This window comes from Janibacter sp. RAF52 (assembly GCF_052114035.1).
Classification (GTDB): Bacteria; Actinomycetota; Actinomycetes; order Actinomycetales; family Dermatophilaceae; genus Janibacter; species Janibacter hoylei.
Window position 1 is genome coordinate 17,595 of the sequence record NZ_JBFRDY010000010.1, and the last position, 17,329, is coordinate 34,923.

General features: G+C 72.4%; 18 protein-coding genes and 1 tRNA gene. 10 read left to right on the plus strand and 9 right to left on the minus strand.

Features of this window, described 5'->3' with window-relative positions:
• Positions 1-15: 15 nt before the first annotated feature.
• The 4 genes from tmk to AB4Y78_RS12655 are packed head-to-tail and all read left to right on the plus strand — an operon-like array spanning position 16 to position 4,027.
• Positions 16-633, plus strand: coding sequence for a dTMP kinase (gene tmk / locus AB4Y78_RS12640; protein ID WP_282070917.1), 618 nt, complete (start codon positions 16-18; stop codon positions 631-633).
• Entirely contained in the window at positions 630-1,802 is a 1,173-nt protein-coding gene (locus tag AB4Y78_RS12645) for a DNA polymerase III subunit delta' (protein WP_441737181.1), read from the plus strand. Before tmk ends, AB4Y78_RS12645 begins: the two co-directional genes overlap by 4 nt.
• A 9-nt stretch (positions 1,803-1,811) precedes the next feature.
• Positions 1,812-3,344: an alpha/beta hydrolase gene (locus AB4Y78_RS12650; RefSeq protein ID WP_441715313.1), complete on the plus strand. Its 1,533-nt coding sequence runs from the start codon at positions 1,812-1,814 to the stop codon at positions 3,342-3,344.
• Between the two features lie 2 nt (positions 3,345-3,346).
• Complete coding sequence (locus AB4Y78_RS12655) at positions 3,347-4,027, plus strand: lysophospholipid acyltransferase family protein (protein ID WP_387356358.1); 681 nt, start codon at positions 3,347-3,349, stop codon at positions 4,025-4,027.
• Positions 4,028-4,071: 44 nt separating this feature from the next.
• Here the strand turns inward: AB4Y78_RS12655 and AB4Y78_RS12660 are convergent, their stop codons facing one another.
• From AB4Y78_RS12660 to AB4Y78_RS12695, 8 genes are all read right to left on the minus strand, one after another.
• On the minus strand, positions 4,072-4,242 hold the full coding sequence (locus tag AB4Y78_RS12660; protein ID WP_265230015.1) for a hypothetical protein: 171 nt from the start codon (positions 4,240-4,242) through the stop codon (positions 4,072-4,074).
• A 111-nt stretch (positions 4,243-4,353) separates the two neighbouring features.
• A complete protein-coding gene (locus AB4Y78_RS12665) occupies positions 4,354-4,497 on the minus strand; it encodes a hypothetical protein (RefSeq protein WP_265230014.1) in 144 nt (47 codons plus the stop codon).
• A complete protein-coding gene (locus tag AB4Y78_RS12670) occupies positions 4,494-5,474 on the minus strand; it encodes a glycosyltransferase (RefSeq protein ID WP_007929665.1) in 981 nt (326 codons plus the stop codon). Before AB4Y78_RS12670 ends, AB4Y78_RS12665 begins: the two co-directional genes overlap by 4 nt.
• Complete coding sequence (locus AB4Y78_RS12675; protein WP_441715316.1) at positions 5,471-6,556, minus strand: glycosyltransferase family 4 protein; 1,086 nt, start codon at positions 6,554-6,556, stop codon at positions 5,471-5,473. The genes AB4Y78_RS12670 and AB4Y78_RS12675 overlap by 4 nt, the downstream gene beginning before the upstream one ends.
• Positions 6,553-7,617, minus strand: coding sequence for a glycosyltransferase (locus tag AB4Y78_RS12680; protein ID WP_441715318.1), 1,065 nt, complete (start codon positions 7,615-7,617; stop codon positions 6,553-6,555). The genes AB4Y78_RS12675 and AB4Y78_RS12680 overlap by 4 nt, the downstream gene beginning before the upstream one ends.
• A 239-nt stretch (positions 7,618-7,856) precedes the next feature.
• Positions 7,857-7,930: transfer RNA gene (locus AB4Y78_RS12685), tRNA-Thr, on the minus strand.
• Positions 7,931-7,998: 68 nt separating this feature from the next.
• Positions 7,999-8,418 (minus strand): hypothetical protein, encoded by a 420-nt coding sequence (locus AB4Y78_RS12690; RefSeq protein WP_441715320.1) that lies wholly within the window; start codon positions 8,416-8,418, stop codon positions 7,999-8,001.
• The gene (locus tag AB4Y78_RS12695) at positions 8,418-9,311 is read right to left on the minus strand and encodes an alpha/beta fold hydrolase (protein ID WP_441715322.1); all 894 of its coding nucleotides are present in this window, start codon (positions 9,309-9,311) and stop codon (positions 8,418-8,420) included. Before AB4Y78_RS12695 ends, AB4Y78_RS12690 begins: the two co-directional genes overlap by 1 nt.
• A gap of 271 nt (positions 9,312-9,582) precedes the next feature.
• Here AB4Y78_RS12695 and AB4Y78_RS12700 point away from each other — a divergent pair, with 271 nt between their 5' ends.
• Positions 9,583-10,032 carry an SRPBCC family protein gene (locus AB4Y78_RS12700; protein WP_441737184.1) on the plus strand — a complete coding sequence of 150 codons (450 nt, stop codon included), beginning with the start codon at positions 9,583-9,585 and terminating at the stop codon, positions 10,030-10,032.
• Here AB4Y78_RS12700 and AB4Y78_RS12705 read toward each other — a convergent pair.
• Positions 10,019-10,645 (minus strand): inorganic diphosphatase, encoded by a 627-nt coding sequence (locus tag AB4Y78_RS12705; RefSeq protein WP_282070930.1) that lies wholly within the window; start codon positions 10,643-10,645, stop codon positions 10,019-10,021. The two genes, AB4Y78_RS12700 and AB4Y78_RS12705, sit on opposite strands and share 14 nt — an antisense overlap.
• A gap of 87 nt (positions 10,646-10,732) precedes the next feature.
• On the opposite strand from AB4Y78_RS12705, the gene dacB reads away from it, so the two are divergent.
• The 5 genes from dacB (at position 10,733) to ftsH (ending at position 17,329) form a co-directional block, all read left to right on the plus strand.
• Positions 10,733-12,124 carry a D-alanyl-D-alanine carboxypeptidase/D-alanyl-D-alanine endopeptidase gene (dacB, locus tag AB4Y78_RS12710; protein ID WP_192899835.1) on the plus strand — a complete coding sequence of 464 codons (1,392 nt, stop codon included), beginning with the start codon at positions 10,733-10,735 and terminating at the stop codon, positions 12,122-12,124.
• A gap of 41 nt (positions 12,125-12,165) precedes the next feature.
• On the plus strand, positions 12,166-13,209 hold the full coding sequence (locus tag AB4Y78_RS12715) for a zinc-dependent metalloprotease (RefSeq protein WP_259912163.1): 1,044 nt from the start codon (positions 12,166-12,168) through the stop codon (positions 13,207-13,209).
• Positions 13,209-14,213 (plus strand): tRNA lysidine(34) synthetase TilS, encoded by a 1,005-nt coding sequence (tilS, locus tag AB4Y78_RS12720; protein ID WP_441715327.1) that lies wholly within the window; start codon positions 13,209-13,211, stop codon positions 14,211-14,213. Before AB4Y78_RS12715 ends, tilS begins: the two co-directional genes overlap by 1 nt.
• Before the next feature lie 31 nt (positions 14,214-14,244).
• The gene (gene hpt / locus AB4Y78_RS12725; protein WP_259912167.1) at positions 14,245-14,796 is read left to right on the plus strand and encodes a hypoxanthine phosphoribosyltransferase; all 552 of its coding nucleotides are present in this window, start codon (positions 14,245-14,247) and stop codon (positions 14,794-14,796) included.
• Positions 14,797-15,214: 418 nt separating this feature from the next.
• The gene (gene ftsH, locus AB4Y78_RS12730) at positions 15,215-17,329 is read left to right on the plus strand and encodes an ATP-dependent zinc metalloprotease FtsH (RefSeq protein WP_282070941.1); all 2,115 of its coding nucleotides are present in this window, start codon (positions 15,215-15,217) and stop codon (positions 17,327-17,329) included.

A 17,329-nucleotide genomic window follows, 5' to 3' on the forward strand; every position in this document is an offset into this window, starting at 1 on the left:
CATAGGGTCGACGGCGTGACGGACAGTGGGTACTTCATCGCCTTCGAAGGGGGCGACGGCGCGGGCAAGTCGACGCAGGTGCGGCACCTCGTCGCGGCACTCGAGGCCGCGGGGCGCGAGGTCGTCGTGACCCGCCAGCCAGGCGGGACGGCGCTGGGCGCCGCCCTGCGCGACCTCGTGCTGCACGGGGAGGCGATCACGCCGCGCGCAGAGGCGCTGGTCTTCGCGGCGGACAAGGCGCAGCACGTGGCGGAGGTGGTCCTCCCTTCGCTCGCCCGCGGAGCGGTCGTCGTCACCGACCGCTACGTCGACTCGTCGGTGGCCTACCAGGGGGCCGGGCGCTCGCTGGGGGTCGACGAGGTGGCGCAGCTGCAGGGCTGGGCGGTCGGTGGGCTCACCCCGGACCTCACGGTCGTCGTGGACGTCGACCCGGCCGAAGGGCGGCGCCGTCGCGGTGGCAGCCACGACCGGATGGAGTCGGAGGCCGACGCCTTCCACACGGCGGTGCGGGAGCACTTCCTCGCGCTGGCCGAGGCGGCACCCGAGCGCTACCTCGTCGTCGACGGCGCCGCAGCGCCGGAGGTCGTCGCGGAGCAGGTGCGGGCCCGGCTCGTCGCGGACGGCCTGCTGTGACCGCGTCTCCGGCAGGCGCAGCGGCACCGATCTGGCGTGACGTGGTCGGCCAGAGCGAGACGATCGCGACGCTCACCCGGGCCGTGTCGGACCCGTCGGCGATGACGCACGCCTGGCTCTTCACCGGGCCGCCGGGTTCGGGCCGCTCGACGGCGGCGCGCGCCTTCGCCGGTGCGCTGCTGTGCCCGAGCGGTGGGTGCGGCGAGTGCCGAGAGTGCCGCACGGCGGTCGACGGCACGCACGCGGACGTCGACGTGCTCGCGACGGAGGCGCTGTCGATCGGTGTCGCGGCCACGCGCGACCTCGTCCAGCTCGCCGGTCGCTCGCCGAGCGTAGGTCGCTACCGGATCATCCTCGTCGAGGACGCCGACCGGCTGACCGAGCAGTCGGGCAATGCCCTGCTCAAGGCACTCGAGGAGCCGACGCCGCGCACGGTGTGGCTGCTGTGCGCCCCGAGCCTGGAGGACGTGCTCATCACCGTGCGCTCCCGCTCGCGGCACGTCCGGCTGCGCACCCCTCCGGTCGCCGAGGTCTCGGCCCTGCTGCAGCGTCGCGACGGCATCGACCCCGGCATGGCGACCTACGCCGCCCGCGCCGCGCAGAGCCACATCGGGCTGGCCAAGCGGCTGGCGACCGACGAGGGTGCGCGCATCCGACGTCGCGACACGATCGCCATGGCGGCGCGGATCCGGGGGGTCTCCGACGCCGTGGGCGCGGCCGCCGACCTGCTGCACATCGCCGAGGAGGAGCGTGACCGCACGCTCGACGCGCGTGCCGCGGCCGAGAAGCAGCGCCTCCTCGAGACCCTCGGGGCCGACCCGAGCGCGCGGACGCAGCCACCGCACATCCGCGCGCAGGTGACGGCGCTGGACAAGGAGCACAAGACGCGGGCGACCCGCTTCACCCGCGACATGGTCGACCGGGCGCTCGTCGACCTGCTCTCGGTCTACCGCGACGCCCTCGTCGTCCGCTCCGGCTCGCCGGTCGCCCTCGTCAACGAGGACGCGCGCCCGGTCGTCGAGGAGGTCGCGCACGCCTTCACCAGCGAAGGCCTGCTCGGGGCGATGGAGGCGATCGCCACGGCGCGTGAGCGGATCGCCGCCAACGTCGCGCCGCTGCTCGCGCTCGAGGCGATGGCGGTCTCCTTGCAGCTGCCCACCCGCAGGTAGCGTCGGGGCATGAGCTCTCGCCGGTCGCGCCCCCTTCGCGTCGTCGCCGCCGTGTCGGCACTGATGCTGCCGCTGGCCGGCTGCTCCCTGCTCGACCCCGGCCCGGAGCCGAGCGGGCTGACGCCGGGGGACCGGCAGCCGCCCGCCGGTACGACGGGCCTGGAGCGGTACTACGAGCAGGACCTGCAGTGGGGCGAGTGCGAGCGTGGTGACGGCGAGTGCGCCGAGCTCGAGGTGCCGATGGACTACGACGACCCCGACGGCGAGACGATCAAGATCGCCGTCCTGCGGATCAAGGCGAAGGGGAAGGCCGCGGGCTCCCTCGTCGTCAACCCCGGTGGCCCGGGCGGCTCCGGCGTCGAGTACGCCGCCGCGGCGGACTTCGTCGTGAGCGACCAGATCCGCAAGAGCTTCGACGTCGTCGGCTTCGACCCGCGCGGCGTGGCCCGCTCCCACCCGGTCGACTGCCTCGACGACGCCGGCATGGACCGCTACCTGGCCAAGGACCCCACGCCCGACACCGACGACGAGCGGACCGCGGACGACGAGGCGCAGAAGGAGTTTGCCGACGGCTGCGAGGACAAGACCGGTGAGCTGCTCGGCCACGTCTCCACGGCCGATGCGGCCCGGGACATGGACGTGCTGCGTGCCGCGCTCGGCGACGGCAAACTGACCTACCTCGGCAAGTCCTACGGCACCTATCTCGGGGCGACCTACGCCGAGCTCTTCCCCGACCGCTCCGGCCGGCTCGTGCTCGACGGCGTCATCCCGCCGGACGCCTCGTCCGAGGAGGTCGTCATCGGCCAGGCCAAGGGCTTCGACACCGCGACCAAGGCGTGGGCGCAGGACTGCGTCGACGACGACTGCCCGCTCGGGTCGAGCGTCGACGCCGTCGTGACGAGCGTGCAGGACCTGCTCGAAGAGCTCGACGAGCAGCCCCTACCGGCCTCGGCGGGCATCGAGCTCACCGAGGGGTGGGCGACGTGGGGCATCGGGCAGGCCCTCTACGACCAGGGCATGTGGTCGCAGCTGACCGACGCGCTCGAGGCTGCGCAGGACGGTGACGGGGGGCCGCTCAGCGAGCTCGGCCGCACCTACGCCGGGCGCGACTCGGGCGGCGAGTACGCCTCCAACCTCCTCGAGGCGCTGCCTGCGGTCAACTGCCTCGACCGTCCCGAAAAGGACGTCGACCAGGACGCGCTCGTCGACAAGGCGGTCGAGGCCGCCCCGATCTGGGGGCGTGCCCTGTCGTCGGAGTCGCCGTGCTCGCAGTGGCCGGTCGACGCGACCAACACGCCCCACAAGGTCGACGCGAAGGGGGCCGACCCGATCCTCGTCGTCGGCACCACCCGCGACCCGGCGACGCCGTACGAGTGGGCGCAGCGCCTGCACGAGCAGCTCGCCGACTCCGCGCTCATCACCCACGAGGGCGACGGGCACACCGCCTACATGCGGCAGAACTCCTGCGTCGACAACGCGGTGGACCAGTACTGGCTCACCGGCGTGACGCCGGACGGCGACGAGCTGACCTGCGCGGAGTGACCATGCGGCCACGGATCTCGCCCCGCCAGCACGTGAAGAATGCCGTCGGCTTCGCGCTCGTGTGGCTCGTGGCCAAGGTCGCGCACCGGGTGCGGTTTCACACCGCGGGCTCGGTGCCCCGGCGAGGGCCGGTGATCCTCGTGGCCAACCACCTGACGCTGACCGACCCGCTGGCGGTCGCCCGGGTGGCGATCGGGCACCGGCGCTTCCCGCACTTCCTGGCGATGCAGGAGGTCTTCGGCTGGCCGGTCGTCGGTGCGCTGGCCCGGGCGACCGGGCAGATCCCGGTGGCCCGCGGCTCGGCCGCGGCTGCCGGTGCGCTCGACGCGGCCTCGGAGCGCCTCGAGGAGGGCCAGCTCGTCGCGCTGTACCCGGAGGGGAAGCTGACGACCGAGCCCGACCGGATGCCGGGGCCGGCCCGTACGGGGGCGGCGCGTCTCGCCCTTCGTCATCCGCAGGCGCCGGTCATCCCCGTGGGGACCTGGGGCCCGCAGCAGGGCCACCACCACGTCTGGCACCGCCACACCGCCTGCCTGTCGGTCGGCGAGCCGATCGACCTGTCGGCGTGGGCCGGTCGCACGGACGATGCGGCCGCCCGCGAGGTGACCGACGTGATCATGACTGCGATCCGCACCGAGATCGGGTACGCGCAGCAGATGTGGCGCGAGCGCTGGGACGGCTGATCCGGTGGCCCGTGCGGGTCTCTGCAGCCGGACCACCCGAGGAGTCAGGCCGACCCGACGCGCTGCCAGTGACCGTCGACGTACTCGAGCAGACCCAGATCCGCGAAGCCTTGGAGCCAGGTCGTCATCGGCCACTCGCCCCACCGTAGGTTGAAGATCGCGGCGTTGCTCAGGATGACGTCCAGGTGCCTGACCGGTGGCGACTCGACGTCCATCCAGGAAGACCAGGACGTCGGCGCCCAGCTCACGGGCTCGGACGGCACCCAGGTTGCGGGCAGCGGCCAACGGCAGCCCGTCAGGGTCGCGTCCGAGCTGCACCACGTGGGCTACCGGCGCCTCGTGAGCCGGGTCGTCCATGGCGACGACGACCCGGTGATCGGGCCTCTGGTGCCCTGCTGCAGGGTGCGCCCTTGGTTGAGCAGGTGTCGGCCTCGACCGTGGGCGATCGTGATCGTGGTGATGCTGCTCATGCTGCACCTGCCTCCAGCAGGACTGTGACGAACCGCTCGGCGGCATGCCCGTCGCACCACCCCTGCCAGCTGTGGCCGTCGAGCCGACGCGCTCGCTCGAGCAGGGTCAGCCAGCTGTCCTGCGGCAGCGAGTGGCACACGATGGCCGGCCACCGGTCGTCGTCCAGGGCCTGCCCCATCGCCAGCTGCTCGTCGAAGGGGCGCGCCTGCGGGAGCACGATCGCGGGACGGCGCGCGGCGGCGGTCTCTGCGACCGCGTTCTGACCGCCGTGGGTGATCACCACATCGGAATTGAGCAGGACGTCGAAGGGATCTGCCACCCACTGGTCCCCTCCGAGCACGGTCCACGTCCAGCCGCGAGTCCGGCGGCGGGCCGTGGCGAGCTCGTGCTCCGGGGGGCCGTCACCACCGCGCCCCCACAAGACGGCCACGTGAGCCTCTCCGGCACGTCGCGGCCGCGGTTCGCTGGGGGCGAAGCGCGAGAGCCCACCCACGCACCGCAGACGGGCCACGAGATCCGGGGGCAGGCCGGTGTGAACCCGGGCGGTGGCGGGCCACATCGCCACGAGAGCCTCGCACACGCCGTACCCGAGCAGATGCGCCGGATCGGAACGGTCACCGGGCAGCACGACAGCGACCACCCGCACTCCGTGCAGACGGGCGAGCAGGGTGATCTCGACTGAGTGGTCGCTCACGAGCAGGCTCGGACGGGCGGCCTCCAGCCAGGACGAGATTCGGGCCATCCGGCTCGAGAGCCCGGTGTGACCCACCGGAGCCCAGTGCAGGTTCCCGTCGGCTGTGACGTCGGGGTGGCCGGCCGCGGGCGCGTCGTCGTCCAGCTGGATCCAGTCGCCGCTCCACCCCGGCGGCCGCGGCAGGGTCGACAAGCCCGTCACCTCACCAGGCCACGCGGCCGCGACGGACTGGGCCCGGTGGAGGTGCCCCGAGCCGTGGTGGTGCACGTAGTAGCCGATCACGCGGCTGCAGCCTCCAGAGCCCGGCTGTAGACCCCTTCGTAGCCGTCGACCATCGTGCGGTGGGACAGGCGCTCCTCGGCCTGGCGCCGGACCTGTCGCCGGTCGAGCGTCAGCGCGGCACGCACCGCCTCCGCCAGACCCGGCACGTCACCCGGGTCCGCCAGAGCCCCGGTCTCGGCGGTGACCAGATCCGCGAGCCCGCCGCGGGATAACGCGGCGACCGGCGTCCCGCACGCCATGGCCTCAGCGGCCACGAGACCGAAGGGCTCGTCCCAGGCCGGAGTGACGAGGGCGACGCTCGCACCGCCGACCAGGTCAGCCAGCTCGCGGTGGGTCACGTGCCCGAGGTACTCGGCGTCCTCGCCGAGCAGGGGCGCGACCTCGCGCTCGTAGTAGGTCTGGTCGAGGACCTCGCCGGCCAGGCGCAGCGGCACCCCCGCTCGGCGCGCTGCCGCGATCGCGAGGTGAGGTGCCTTCTCCGGCACGATCCGGCCCGACCAGATGGCCGGGCCCCCGCCCGGACCCAGCCGCCAGTGGTCGAGGTCGACCCCGTTGGGCACGGCGATGCTCGGGACGACGTTCGCCCAGGCCCGAGCAGTGGCGTCGCTCACCGCGACGAAGTAACAGTTCGGTCCGGCGAACTGCGCGGCGGACGTCAGCCACGGCAGGGGCGGCGTGTGGAGGGTAGTGACCACGGGCATGTCGAGGGCCCGCGACATCGCGACCGGCAGGTGGTGGAGGCTGTTGTTGTGCACGAGATCGTAACGGGCCTGGCCGGCGTGCATCAGGTCCAGCATGAGTCCCAAGTAGGCGTGGTGCTCCTCCATCCAGACCTCCGGTGGGGCGGCGATGTCCTGGCGGGCCGTGTCGTCAGGGGTGTAGACGGCCAGCGGCAGCTCGTGCACGTCCAGGTCGGGATCGGAGCCGGACCGGGCGAAGAGCGTGACGTGGTGGCCGCGACGACGCAGCTCCTTGGCCAGCGCGTGCGTGTGCGCCTCAAGACCGCCGGCGAAAGGCTCACGCACGGGGAACCGGCTGGACGCGATCAGGCAGATGCGCAGGCCGCTGCGGCAGTGACTCATGAGAGCAGCCGTCGGTAGAGGTCCTCGTGCGCGGTCGCGACCTCCAGGCGTTGACGGCGACGCTCATCGACGGTGGGTGAGGGGAGCGGACCGTGTGCGTAGGCGCTGCGGACGGCCGCTGCGAGACTCTCGGGGTCGAAGCTCCCTTCGTCCATCTCGTAGGTCAGGACCGGACCCTGCTCGGCGTAGTAGCCGCACGTCGGCGCCACGACCGTCGTCCCGAGGTCCCGGCAGGCCTCCAGCCACCCCGAGTGGGTGCCGAACCGGTAGGGCAGCACCGAGACGTCGAGCGAACCGAGGAGGTCCCACAGGGCCGCATCGTCGAGGTAGTCGTGCACCCGCAGGTCCACCAGGCCACGGTGCGTGGCCGTCTCGAGGTGGTCGGTCAGGGCGGCGTCGCGTCGTGCACCGTCGGGGGAGAGCACGTCGCGGTGCCCGTTGACCTGCAGCACCCCGCCCGGCAGGTCGGCGACGGTCTCCTCGAGGACGGGGAGGACGGCCAGCGGGTCCATGTTGGCCCGCAGGCTCTTGACGTGCACCCCGACGCGGAACTCACCAGGAGCTTTGCGGGAGCGCGCGTCGCTGGTGCGGTGGGCCCGCATGGTCGGCAGGTCGACGACGTGCGGGTGGGGCAGGACGATGGCGTCTCGCGCCCACCGACGACGGATCTCATCGGCTGCCCCGGGAGTGAGGGTGATGACGGCGTCCGCGTGCTGCATGAGCACGTCCAGCTGGCGTGCATGCGTCGTGCTGTCCACGTGGTGTGGGTTGCGCAGGTCATGGGCGGTGTAGACGATCGGCGCTCCTCGCCGACGAGCGACGGACAGCGCCTCGTCCAGCTGGGCTGGGTCACGCGCGTCGAAGCCAAAATGCACGTGCAGCAAGTCGTAGTCGGCGTCGGCCAACCACGCGGGGTCCAGCATGACGGGTGGCCACCACTGCTGCTGCGTGGAGCGCTCGGGGGCCTGCGGATCCGGGTCCTCGAGCCGCCGCACGCCCGAGGGCTTCCCCTCGTGGGCGATGTGTCGGACGTAGACGTGCGATCCGGGGACGGAAGCCACCGTGATGGGTCGGTCGTCGCCCGCACTCGGGCGGGTGTCCGCCCCCGTTGACGCTTCCTGGGTCATCTCTCTCCTCTAGGCATGCGGGAGACCTGCTGTGGTGTGTACGGCCCCCCAGGGGGAGCACCCGCAGTGCGTCGACCCATGCCGATGGGCCTCACCGCGTGAACCTTAGGGCAATACGTGTGAAGAGAGGGACGACGAAGCCCCCGGCCACTGGGGGCCGGGGGCTTCAGGTGAGCCGCCTGTCGGAATCGAACCGACGACCTTCTCATTACGAGTGAGACGCTCTAGCCGACTGAGCTAAGGCGGCGTGCGCCCGAGGACGCGAGGCACGAGTATACGGATGAGCGCCCCTCGCGCGTAATCGGGTCGCGCGCCTCAGAGGTCGAAGTGCGCATCGAGGTCGTCGGTCGTGGTGTTGGCGTCTTCGGACGGTGCGACGACCTCGGTGGTGAGCACCCGCGTGGCCGGGTCGTCGGCCGGATGGGCCTCCAGCCGCACGAAGGCCGTGCGCGCGTCGGCCTGGTCGCGATAGGTGCGGGCCACCGCCTCGAGGACGCGCTCGAGGGAGGCGGTGACGGCTGCGTGGTCGGAGCCCTGGAGGGTCAGCACCCCGCTGATGGTCGTGCCTGCCGAGGTCGAGTCCTGGTACTGCACGAGTCCGGCGACGTGCTCGGGCAGCGCCTCGACCGCGGAGCGCAGCGCGGCCTGCACGTCGGGCACGTCGCTCCTCCGGCCGCACGCCGCGACCGGCAGGATGAGCGCCCCGAGCAGGACGGCGCGACGAGAGGTGCGCATCAGTCCGCGAGCGCCTCGTCGCGCCCGCTGCCGATCCGCTCGAGCACCACGTCGGCCACGACGTCCGGGTGGGTCTCCATGAGCCAGTGCCCGGCGTCGAGCTCGCGCGTGATCGCCAGCTCCGGCCGGTCGCCCGCGCGGCGCCGCAGCTGCTCGACGGTGTGCGTCGTCGCGACCTCGCCGAAGGCCGGGTCCTTGCGTCCCCACAGGTAGGCCGTCGGGATGACCCGGCGGTTCACGCTGCGGCGAGGACCCCCCTTCGTCCGGCGGGCTCGCCACATGAGGGTGGGGGAGAGCGCCGCCCGGTACCAGGCGAAGGTGCCCTGGGCCGCGCCGGGCGTCTTGAGCCGCACGGCGTCGTGGGCCGCGCGCTCGCGGGGCATGCCGATCTTTTCGAGGATCTGCTGGGCGAAGAGGCGGAAGAAGAGCACCGGCACGAGCGGCAGCGCGAAGGCCGCCATGTACCAGCTGTGCTTGTGCTGCTCGCCCGCGCGGAAGCCCGCCGCCATGCCCGCGCCGGTCGGCGTCGACAGCACGGTGAGGGTCTCGACCCGGTCGGGCTCGCGCGCGGCGACTGCCCAAGCCAGCGCCCCGCCCCAGTCGTGCCCGACGACGTGCGCCCGCTCGGCTCCAGCCGCGTCGATGAGAGCGACGACGTCACCGACGATCTCGTCGAGGCCGTACTCGAGGTGGTTGCCCGGACGGGCCCCGGGGGAGTAGCCGCGCAGATCGGGCGCGATGACCCGCAGCCCGGCCTCCGTCAGTCGCGGCGTCACGTGCTGCCAGGCCGTCCGGTCCTGGGGCCAGCCGTGGAGGAGGACGACGAGATCGGCGCCCTCGGGGCCGGTGTCGTCGACGTCGAAGGTCAGTCCGTCGCGGGAGTAGTAGCGCACGGGGCCAACGTAGTTGACGTCCCTTCGAGACGCTCGGCCGCGGGCGGCCTCACTCCTCAGGGACCGGGGGGACGGGAGGGCCGCGGTCGGCCTCGCTCCTCAGGGACCGGGGGGACGGGAGGGCCGCGGGCGGCCTCACTCCTCAGGGACCGGGGGACGGGAGGGCCGCGGTCGGCCTCGCTCCTCAGGGACCGGGGGGACGGGAGGGCCGTGGACGGCCTCGCTCCTCAGGGACCGGGGGAGGAGGGAGCCGCGGGGAGAGGATGGACGGGTGACCGGACCGACCTTCACCTTCCACCACGAGTGGTCCTTCGCTGCCCCCCGGGAGGCGGTGCTCGCGGCACTCGCCGACATCGATGGATACCCGGCGTGGTGGCCACAGGTGCGCTCCGTCGGGCGGCTCGACGAGCGGAGTGGGCGGGCCCGGATCCGCAGCGCCCTGCCGCTCACCCTGCACCTGGTCCTCACCCGCGAGATCGAGGACCACGCACGGGGCCGCCTGCGGGTTCGCCTCGACGGTGACCTCGAGGGGTGGGCGCAGTGGTCGGTCGACAGCGATCCGCAGGGCGGCGGGGCGTGCGCGACCTTCGACCAAGACGTGAGGGTCGCCGCCCGGTGGTCCCGGGCGSCGACCCTCGCGCCTGCAGTGCTGCGGGCCAACCACGCGTGGATGATGCGGCAGGGCCGCCGCGGGTTGGCGCGATCGCTCAGTCGTCGCTGAGCGGCTTCTCCTTCGTCGCCAGCTCCTCGCGGGCACGGGCGGCGGCGGCCTTGATGTCCTCCTCCGAGTGGGTCACGTCCTCCTGCGGGGCGTGGCCGGAGTTGGGCATGTTCCAGCGGGCGGTGGTCACGCCATTGGCCTTGGCGCGCTCGATGGCCTCGAGGATCGTCTGGATGGCCTCCTCGCGGCCGACCCAGTGGGCGCCCTCGACGGACTTGCCCGGCTCGAGGTCCTTGTAGGTCTCGAAGAAGTGCTGGATCTCCAGACGGTCGAACTCGCTGACGTCCTCGAGTTCCTTGATGTGCTCCTTGCGCGGGTCACCGGCCGGGATGCACAGCACCTTGTCGTCGCCACCGGCCTCGTCGCGCATGTGGAACATGCCGATCGGCCGGGCGCGCACGAGGCAGCCGGGCCACGTCGGCTCGTCGAGCAGCACGAGGGCGTCGAGCGGGTCGCCGTCCTCGCCGAGCGTGTCCTCGATGTACCCGTAGTCGCTCGGGTAGGCCATGGACGTGAAGAGCATGCGGTCGAGACGGATGCGGCCCGTCGCGTGGTCGACCTCGTACTTGTTCTTCTGGCCCTTCGGGATCTCGATGGTGACGTCGAACTCCACAGGTGTACCTCTTGTCCGTGAATGGGTGAACTACTCTCGGAGGCCAGTGTTCCACCACCTCCGCCAAAACACCGCAAGGGGCCGCCCGTGAGACGTGCTCTCGTCGCCGTCACCACCGTCGCCGCGCTCGCGGTGGGCTACGGGGTGGCCGACGCGTACGACCGCGTCCCCGGCGTGCTCACCATCGACGAGGCGGCCTCGGAGCAGCCCCCCGAGCCGGTCGAGCCCACGCCCGTGCTCCCGCCCGCCGACGAGTCCGCCCCCCTGCCGACCGCGGCCGGCCTGCGCGACGCGATCGCCGACGACGTCGGCTCCTCCGCCCTCGGCCCGCGGGTCGGGATCGTCGTGCGTGACGCCGTCACCGGTGACCCCGTCTGGACGAAGGGGGCCGACCGCCCCCAGACCCCGGCCTCCACCGCCAAGCTGCTCACCGCGGCCGCCGTCGCCGAGCGCACCGATCTGAGCCGGACGATGAAGACGACCGTCGTCGCCGACGGGGACGACCTCGTGCTCGTCGCCGCCGGCGACACGATGCTCGCCCGCGGCGACGGTGACCCGACTGCCGTCGAGGGCCGCGCCGGTCTCGCCGACCTCGCCGAGCAGGTCGCCGACTCCCTCGGGACGAAGGGGGGCGGGTCCCGCTCCCTTCGCCTCGACGCGACGTACGCCGCAGGTGAGCGCTACGCGCCGACCTGGGACCGTGCCGACGTCGCGGCCGGCTACACCCAGGGTGTTTCGATGATCGGGCTGGCGGGGGACCGGCCCGAGCCCTTCAAGCCGTCGCCGACCTTCCCGGAGAAGGCGGTGCTCGCGTCCTTCGCCGCTCAGCTCGACAAGGCGGGCGTGAAGGTCACGGTCGACGACTCGCCCACGACGTGGCGCCGGGCGGCCCCCGCCGACGGCGAGCAGCTGGCCTCCGTCGAGTCGGCGCCCCTCGGCGACGTCCTCGCCCTGGCCCTCGACGACAGCGACAACGCCCTGACCGAAAACGTCGCCCGCCAGGCCGCCGTCGCCGACGGGGCCGGCGCGTCCTTCGCGGAGACCACCGCCTGGGTGCGCTCCACCCTTGACGACGCGGGCATCGACCTCACCGGGGTCAAGCTCAAGGACAACTGCGGGCTCAGCTCGGGCCAGGTGGTCCCCGCCCGGGTCATCTCCGACGTCATGCAGCTCGGCATCACCGGCTCGGCGCAGACGATGAGCGTCGTGCTCTCGCAGCTGCCCGTCGCCGGCCTGACCGGGACCCTGCACGAGCGCTACCGCACCGACGAGTCGCGGGACGCCGCGGGCATCGCCCGCGCCAAGACCGGCACGCTCACCGGCACCTCGGCCCTCGCCGGCACAACGACGACCGCGGACGGACGGCTGCTCACCTACGTCATCATCGCCGACCGCGTCCCCTCGACGACCGGCACGCTGGGCGCCCGGGCCGCACTGGACCGGATCGTCGCCGGCATCACCGACTGCGGCTGCGACTGACAGAGGTGTCGGGCCGGCGCGCGGGGTGTTTGGATGGGGGCGTGACGCAGTACGTCGACTGGAAGTTCGCCAAGTCCACCGGTGCCCGGCTCGTGCCGCCGGGCCCCGACGTGAGCGAGGACGAGGCTGCCGAGGCCGTCGCCGAGATCCGCGAGCTGGCAGCGGCGGCCGTCGCGCCGGTCGCGGCCACCTCACGACTCACCGCCCCCGGGGACGCCCCGGCGCCGCTCGTCGTCGACCGCCCGACGTGGATCGAGGTCAACGCCGACTCGATGGCCGCCCTGCTGCAGCCCGCGCTGGAGCGGGTCGCCTCCCGCCGTGGCAAGGAGCCCTCGGCCGCCGCGCAGGCCATCGGCTCCAAGGTCACGGCCGTCGAGGCCGGCGGCATGCTCGCCTTCCTCTCGACGAAGGTCCTCGGGCAGTACGACATCGCCCCCGACGGCACCCCGGCGCTGCTCCTCGTCGCCCCCAACATCGTCGCGACCGAGCGCGAGCTGGGCGTGACGCCCCGCGACTTCCGGCTGTGGGTCTGCCTCCACGAGGAGACCCACCGCGTGCAGTTCACCGCGGTGCCCTGGCTGCGTGAGCACCTCATCGGGCAGGCCCGCGACCTCGCCGGTGAGCTCGCACCCGACATGGAGTCGCTGCGCTCGCGTCTGGAGCAGGTGACCGCCCAGCTGCCCAAGGTGCTCAGCGGCGAGGGCCAGGGCCTGCCCGACCTCGTCATCACGCCCGAGCAGCGCGAGCAGATGGCCCGCGTCACCGCCGTCATGTCGCTGCTCGAGGGGCACGCCGACGTCGTCATGGACGACGTGGGCCCCGAGCACGTGCCGAGCGTCGCGACGATCCGCGAGCGCTTCACCCGCCGACGCAAGGGGGCCGGCGCCGCCGACCGCATGCTGCGACGGCTCCTCGGTCTCGAGGCCAAGATGCGCCAGTACCGCGACGGTGCCGACTTCGTCCGTGGCGTGCAGGAGCAGGTCGGCGTCGACGGCTTCAACGCCGTGTGGACCTCGCCGGAGACCCTGCCGACTCCGCTCGAGATCACCGACCCCACCACCTGGGTGCGGCGGGTCCACGGCTGATGGGGGCCGGTCACCCTGCGCAGGCCCACTGCCGAAGGGGGGTCCGCGCCGTCCTCGAAGGGCTGCCCCCCGGGTCCCTGGCCCTGGCCGCCGTGAGCGGGGGCACCGACTCCCTCGCCCTCGCCGGGGCGCTGGCCGCCGAGGGCGCCCCCCACGACGTCACCGTCGGCGCGATCATCGTCGACCACGGTCTCCAGCCCGACTCCGCGGAGACCGCCCTGCTCGCCGCGCAGCAGTGCGGCGACCTGTTGCTCGCGCCCGTCGCGATCGTCCAGGCCGTCGTCGCCGCCAGCGGCGACGGGCTCGAGGCAGCCGCCCGCGAGGCCCGCTACTCGGCCCTCGCCGAGACCGCCGCCGCGATGGGGGAGGAGCACCCTGCGCACGTCGTGCTGCTCGGCCACACCCGGGACGACCAGGCCGAGCAGGTGCTGCTCGGGCTCGCCCGCGGGTCGGGCGCTCGCTCGCTCGCCGGCATGCCCACGCTCGTGGTGCGGGAGGGCACTCCCTTCGTCCGGCCGCTGCTGCACCTGCCCCGCGATACGACCGAGCAGGCCTGTGCGGCATGGGGACTCGTGCCGTGGGAGGACCCGATGAACTCCGACCGGGCCTACGCCCGCGTGCGGGTGCGTCAGGCCCTCGCGATGCTCGAGGACGACCTGGGCCCGGGGCTCGGTGAGGCGCTGGTGCGCAGCGCCGACCTGCTGCGCGACGACGCCGACCTGCTCGACGACCTCGCCGAGGCGGCCGTGCCCGACGACGACCCGGCCGGAGTGCCCGTCGGGGTGCTGGCGGACCTGGCTCCCGCCCTTCGCTCCCGCGTGTGGCGCCGACTGCTGCTGCGGGCCGGCTCGCCCGCCGGCGCGGTCACCGCCGCCCACGTCGCCGCGTGCGACGGGCTGGTCACCGACTGGCACGGTCAGGGCCCGCTGCACGTGCCCGGCAACCTGCGGGTGGGGCGGGCCGACGGCCGGGTGCGCATCACCCCGGTCGCTGGTGGACAATGAGACCGCCCAGGCCCGCTCGCTAAGGAGAACCGTGGACTCCAAGGACATCCAGGACGACCTCGTCGAGGTGCTCATCACCGAGGAGCAGATCCAGGCACGGCTGGCCGAGCTGGCCACCGAGGTCTGGGAGCACTACCGCGACAAGGAGGTGCTCCTCGTCGGTGTCCTCAAGGGCGCGGTCATGGTCATGGCTGACTTCATGCGTCACCTGCCCGGCTCCGCCCCCATGGACTGGATGGCCGTGAGCTCCTACGGCTCCGGCACCAAGTCCTCCGGTGTCGTGCGGATCCTCAAGGACCTCGACACCGACATCACCGACAAGCACGTGCTCATCGTCGAGGACATCATCGACTCCGGCCTGACCCTCTCGTGGATCCGGGCCAACCTCGACTCGCGCTCGCCCGCCTCCGTCGAGATCCTCACCCTCCTGCGCAAGCCCGATGCCGCGAAGGTCGAGATCGACACCCGCTGGGTCGGCTTCGACATCGCCAACGAGTTCGTCGTGGGCTACGGGCTCGACTACGCCGAGGGCTACCGCAACCTGCGCGACGTCGCGACGCTCGCGCCGCACGTCTACTCCTGACGTTCCCCTTCGAGACGCTCGTTCCTCGCTCCTCAGGGAGCGGGGGTGGGGCGCTCGTTCCTCGCTCCTCAGGGAGCGGGGGTGGGGCGCTCGTTCCGCGGTCCTCAGGGAGCAGGGGGTGGGGCGCTCGTTCCTCAGGGAGCGAGGGGGAGACGCAAGGAGTGCGCGGCGCGAATCAAGGATGAAGCCCCGCCTCAGGACCGCGTGAGGAGCAGGCCGACGAGCGGGGCTTCATCCCCAGCGCCGGGTGCTGCTTGTGTCGACCACGGAGCTGGCCACGGGAACACCGGGGCGCAGGTGCTCGTTGGCCTGTTAGCCGCTGGTGAGCGGGGGTCAGGTAGTTTCGTCCTGATGTCCCGGCACAGCCGGTGGCCGCCACGTCGTCGAGTCAGGAAGTCCGGGAAGTCCCCGTACCCGTATGAACGCCAAGAAGATCTTCCGTGCCCCTGCCTTCTGGGCACTGCTGCTCATCGCCGTCTTCGTCCTGATGTTCATGACGCGCGGCAACAGCGAGTACGCGCGGGTGGACACCTCCGCTGCCGAAAAGCTCGTGACGGACGGCAAGGTGAAGGACGCGCACTTCACCACCGACAACCTGCTGCAGCTCGACCTCAAGGACGGGCAGACCTACTCCGACGGTGACTCGGTCAAGGACGCCGACAAGGTCGAGACCGAGTTCATCGACGCCCGCGCCGACGACATGCTCAAGGTCGTCGAGGCCAACGTCGAGGGGGTCCAGAACGACACCGTCGAGGAGCCGAGCGTCTGGTCGAGCCTGCTCTTCTCCCTCCTGCCGCTGCTCCTGCTCGTCGGTCTCTTCTGGTTCATCCTCAGCCAGGCCCAGGGCGGCGGCTCCAAGGTCATGCAGTTCGGCAAGTCCAAGGCCAAGCTCGCGACGAAGGACACCCCCAAGGTCACCTTCGCCGACGTGGCCGGCGCCGACGAGGCCGTCGAGGAGCTCCACGAGATCGTCGAGTTCCTCCGCGACCCGAGCAAGTTCCTCGCGGTCGGGGCCAAGATCCCCAAGGGCGTCCTGCTCTACGGCCAGCCCGGTACCGGCAAGACGCTCCTCGCGCGCGCCGTCGCTGGCGAGGCGGGCGTGCCCTTCTACTCCATCTCCGGGTCCGACTTCGTCGAGATGTTCGTCGGTGTCGGCGCCAGCCGGGTCCGCGACCTCTTCGAGCAGGCCAAGACCAACTCGCCGGCCATCGTCTTCGTCGACGAGATCGACGCCGTGGGTCGTCACCGCGGCGCCGGACTCGGCGGAGGCCACGACGAGCGGGAGCAAACGCTCAACCAGCTGCTCGTCGAGATGGACGGCTTCGACGTCAAGACCAATGTCATCCTCATCGCGGCGACCAACCGCCCCGACATCCTCGACCCGGCGCTGCTGCGCCCGGGCCGCTTCGACCGTCAGATCGCCGTCGAGAACCCCGACATGATCGGTCGCCACCGCATCCTCGAGGTGCACGCCGCCGGCAAGCCGATGGCCCCCGGCGTCGACCTGCTCGCCGTCGCCCGCCGCACCCCCGGCATGACCGGTGCCGACCTGGCCAACGTCCTCAACGAGGCCGCGCTGCTCACGGCGCGCACCGACAAGCAGTTCATCGACGACGCGATCCTCGACGAGGCGATCGACCGGGTCATCGCCGGCCCGCAGAAGCGCACCCGGATCATGAGCGCCCAGGAGCGCAAGATCACCGCGTACCACGAAGGGGGCCACGCCCTCGTCGCCGCCGCGATGAACCACACCGACCCGGTCACCAAGATCACGATCCTGCCGCGCGGTCGGGCCCTCGGCTACACGATGGTCATGCCCGTCGACGACAAGTACTCGACGACGCGCAACGAGATCCTCGACCAGCTCGCCTACGCCCTCGGCGGTCGCGTCGCGGAGGAGATCATCTTCCACGACCCGTCGACCGGCGCCTCCAACGACATCGAGAAGGCCACCGGCATGGCCCGCAAGATGGTCACGGAGTTTGGCATGAGCGAGCGCATCGGTGCGGTCAAGCTCGGCCAGTCGCAGGGCGAGGTCTTCCTCGGCCGCGACATGGGCCACCAGCGTGACTACTCCGAAAACGTCGCGACGATGGTCGACGAGGAGGTGCGCCGTTTCATCGAGGCGGCCCATGACGAGGCATGGCACGCGCTCAACGACAACCGCGACATCCTCGACCGGCTCGTGCTCGAGCTGCTCGAGCACGAGACGCTCAACGCCAAGGAGCTCGCCGAGATCTTCGCCGACGTGCGCAAGCGTCCCCAGCGCCCCACGTGGCTGAGCAGCGAGCACCGCACGATCTCCGACATCCCGCCGGTGCTCACCCCCGCCGAGCAGGCCGCCCTGCGAGCCCGCGAGGGCGAGCAGGAGCGCGCCGAGCAGACCGCGCCCCCGACCGACCCGCAGGTCACCCAGGCCATCGACCGCGCCGCGGAGGAGGGTGCTGTCCTCCCCGAGGAGCACCCGACGACCGAGATCCGCCAGGTCCCGCCGGGTGAGGCCGTCGACGGCGACGGCCCCGGCCACGCCTGA

Excerpts from the sequence above, each read along its gene's own strand:
- AB4Y78_RS12650 (WP_441715313.1), top strand. The coding sequence starts at position 1,812 with ATGAGCTCTCGCCGGTCGCGCCCCCTTCGCGTCGTCGCCGCCGTGTCG.
- AB4Y78_RS12655 (WP_387356358.1), top strand. The coding sequence starts at position 3,347 with ATGCGGCCACGGATCTCGCCCCGCCAGCACGTGAAGAATGCCGTCGGC.
- AB4Y78_RS12660 (WP_265230015.1), bottom strand. The coding sequence starts at position 4,242 with ATGGACGTCGAGTCGCCACCGGTCAGGCACCTGGACGTCATCCTGAGC.
- AB4Y78_RS12665 (WP_265230014.1), bottom strand. The coding sequence starts at position 4,497 with ATGAGCAGCATCACCACGATCACGATCGCCCACGGTCGAGGCCGACAC.
- AB4Y78_RS12675 (WP_441715316.1), bottom strand. The coding sequence starts at position 6,556 with ATGAGTCACTGCCGCAGCGGCCTGCGCATCTGCCTGATCGCGTCCAGC.
- AB4Y78_RS12690 (WP_441715320.1), bottom strand. The coding sequence starts at position 8,418 with ATGCGCACCTCTCGTCGCGCCGTCCTGCTCGGGGCGCTCATCCTGCCG.
- tilS (WP_441715327.1), top strand. The coding sequence starts at position 13,209 with ATGGGGGCCGGTCACCCTGCGCAGGCCCACTGCCGAAGGGGGGTCCGC.
- ftsH (WP_282070941.1), top strand. The coding sequence starts at position 15,215 with ATGAACGCCAAGAAGATCTTCCGTGCCCCTGCCTTCTGGGCACTGCTG.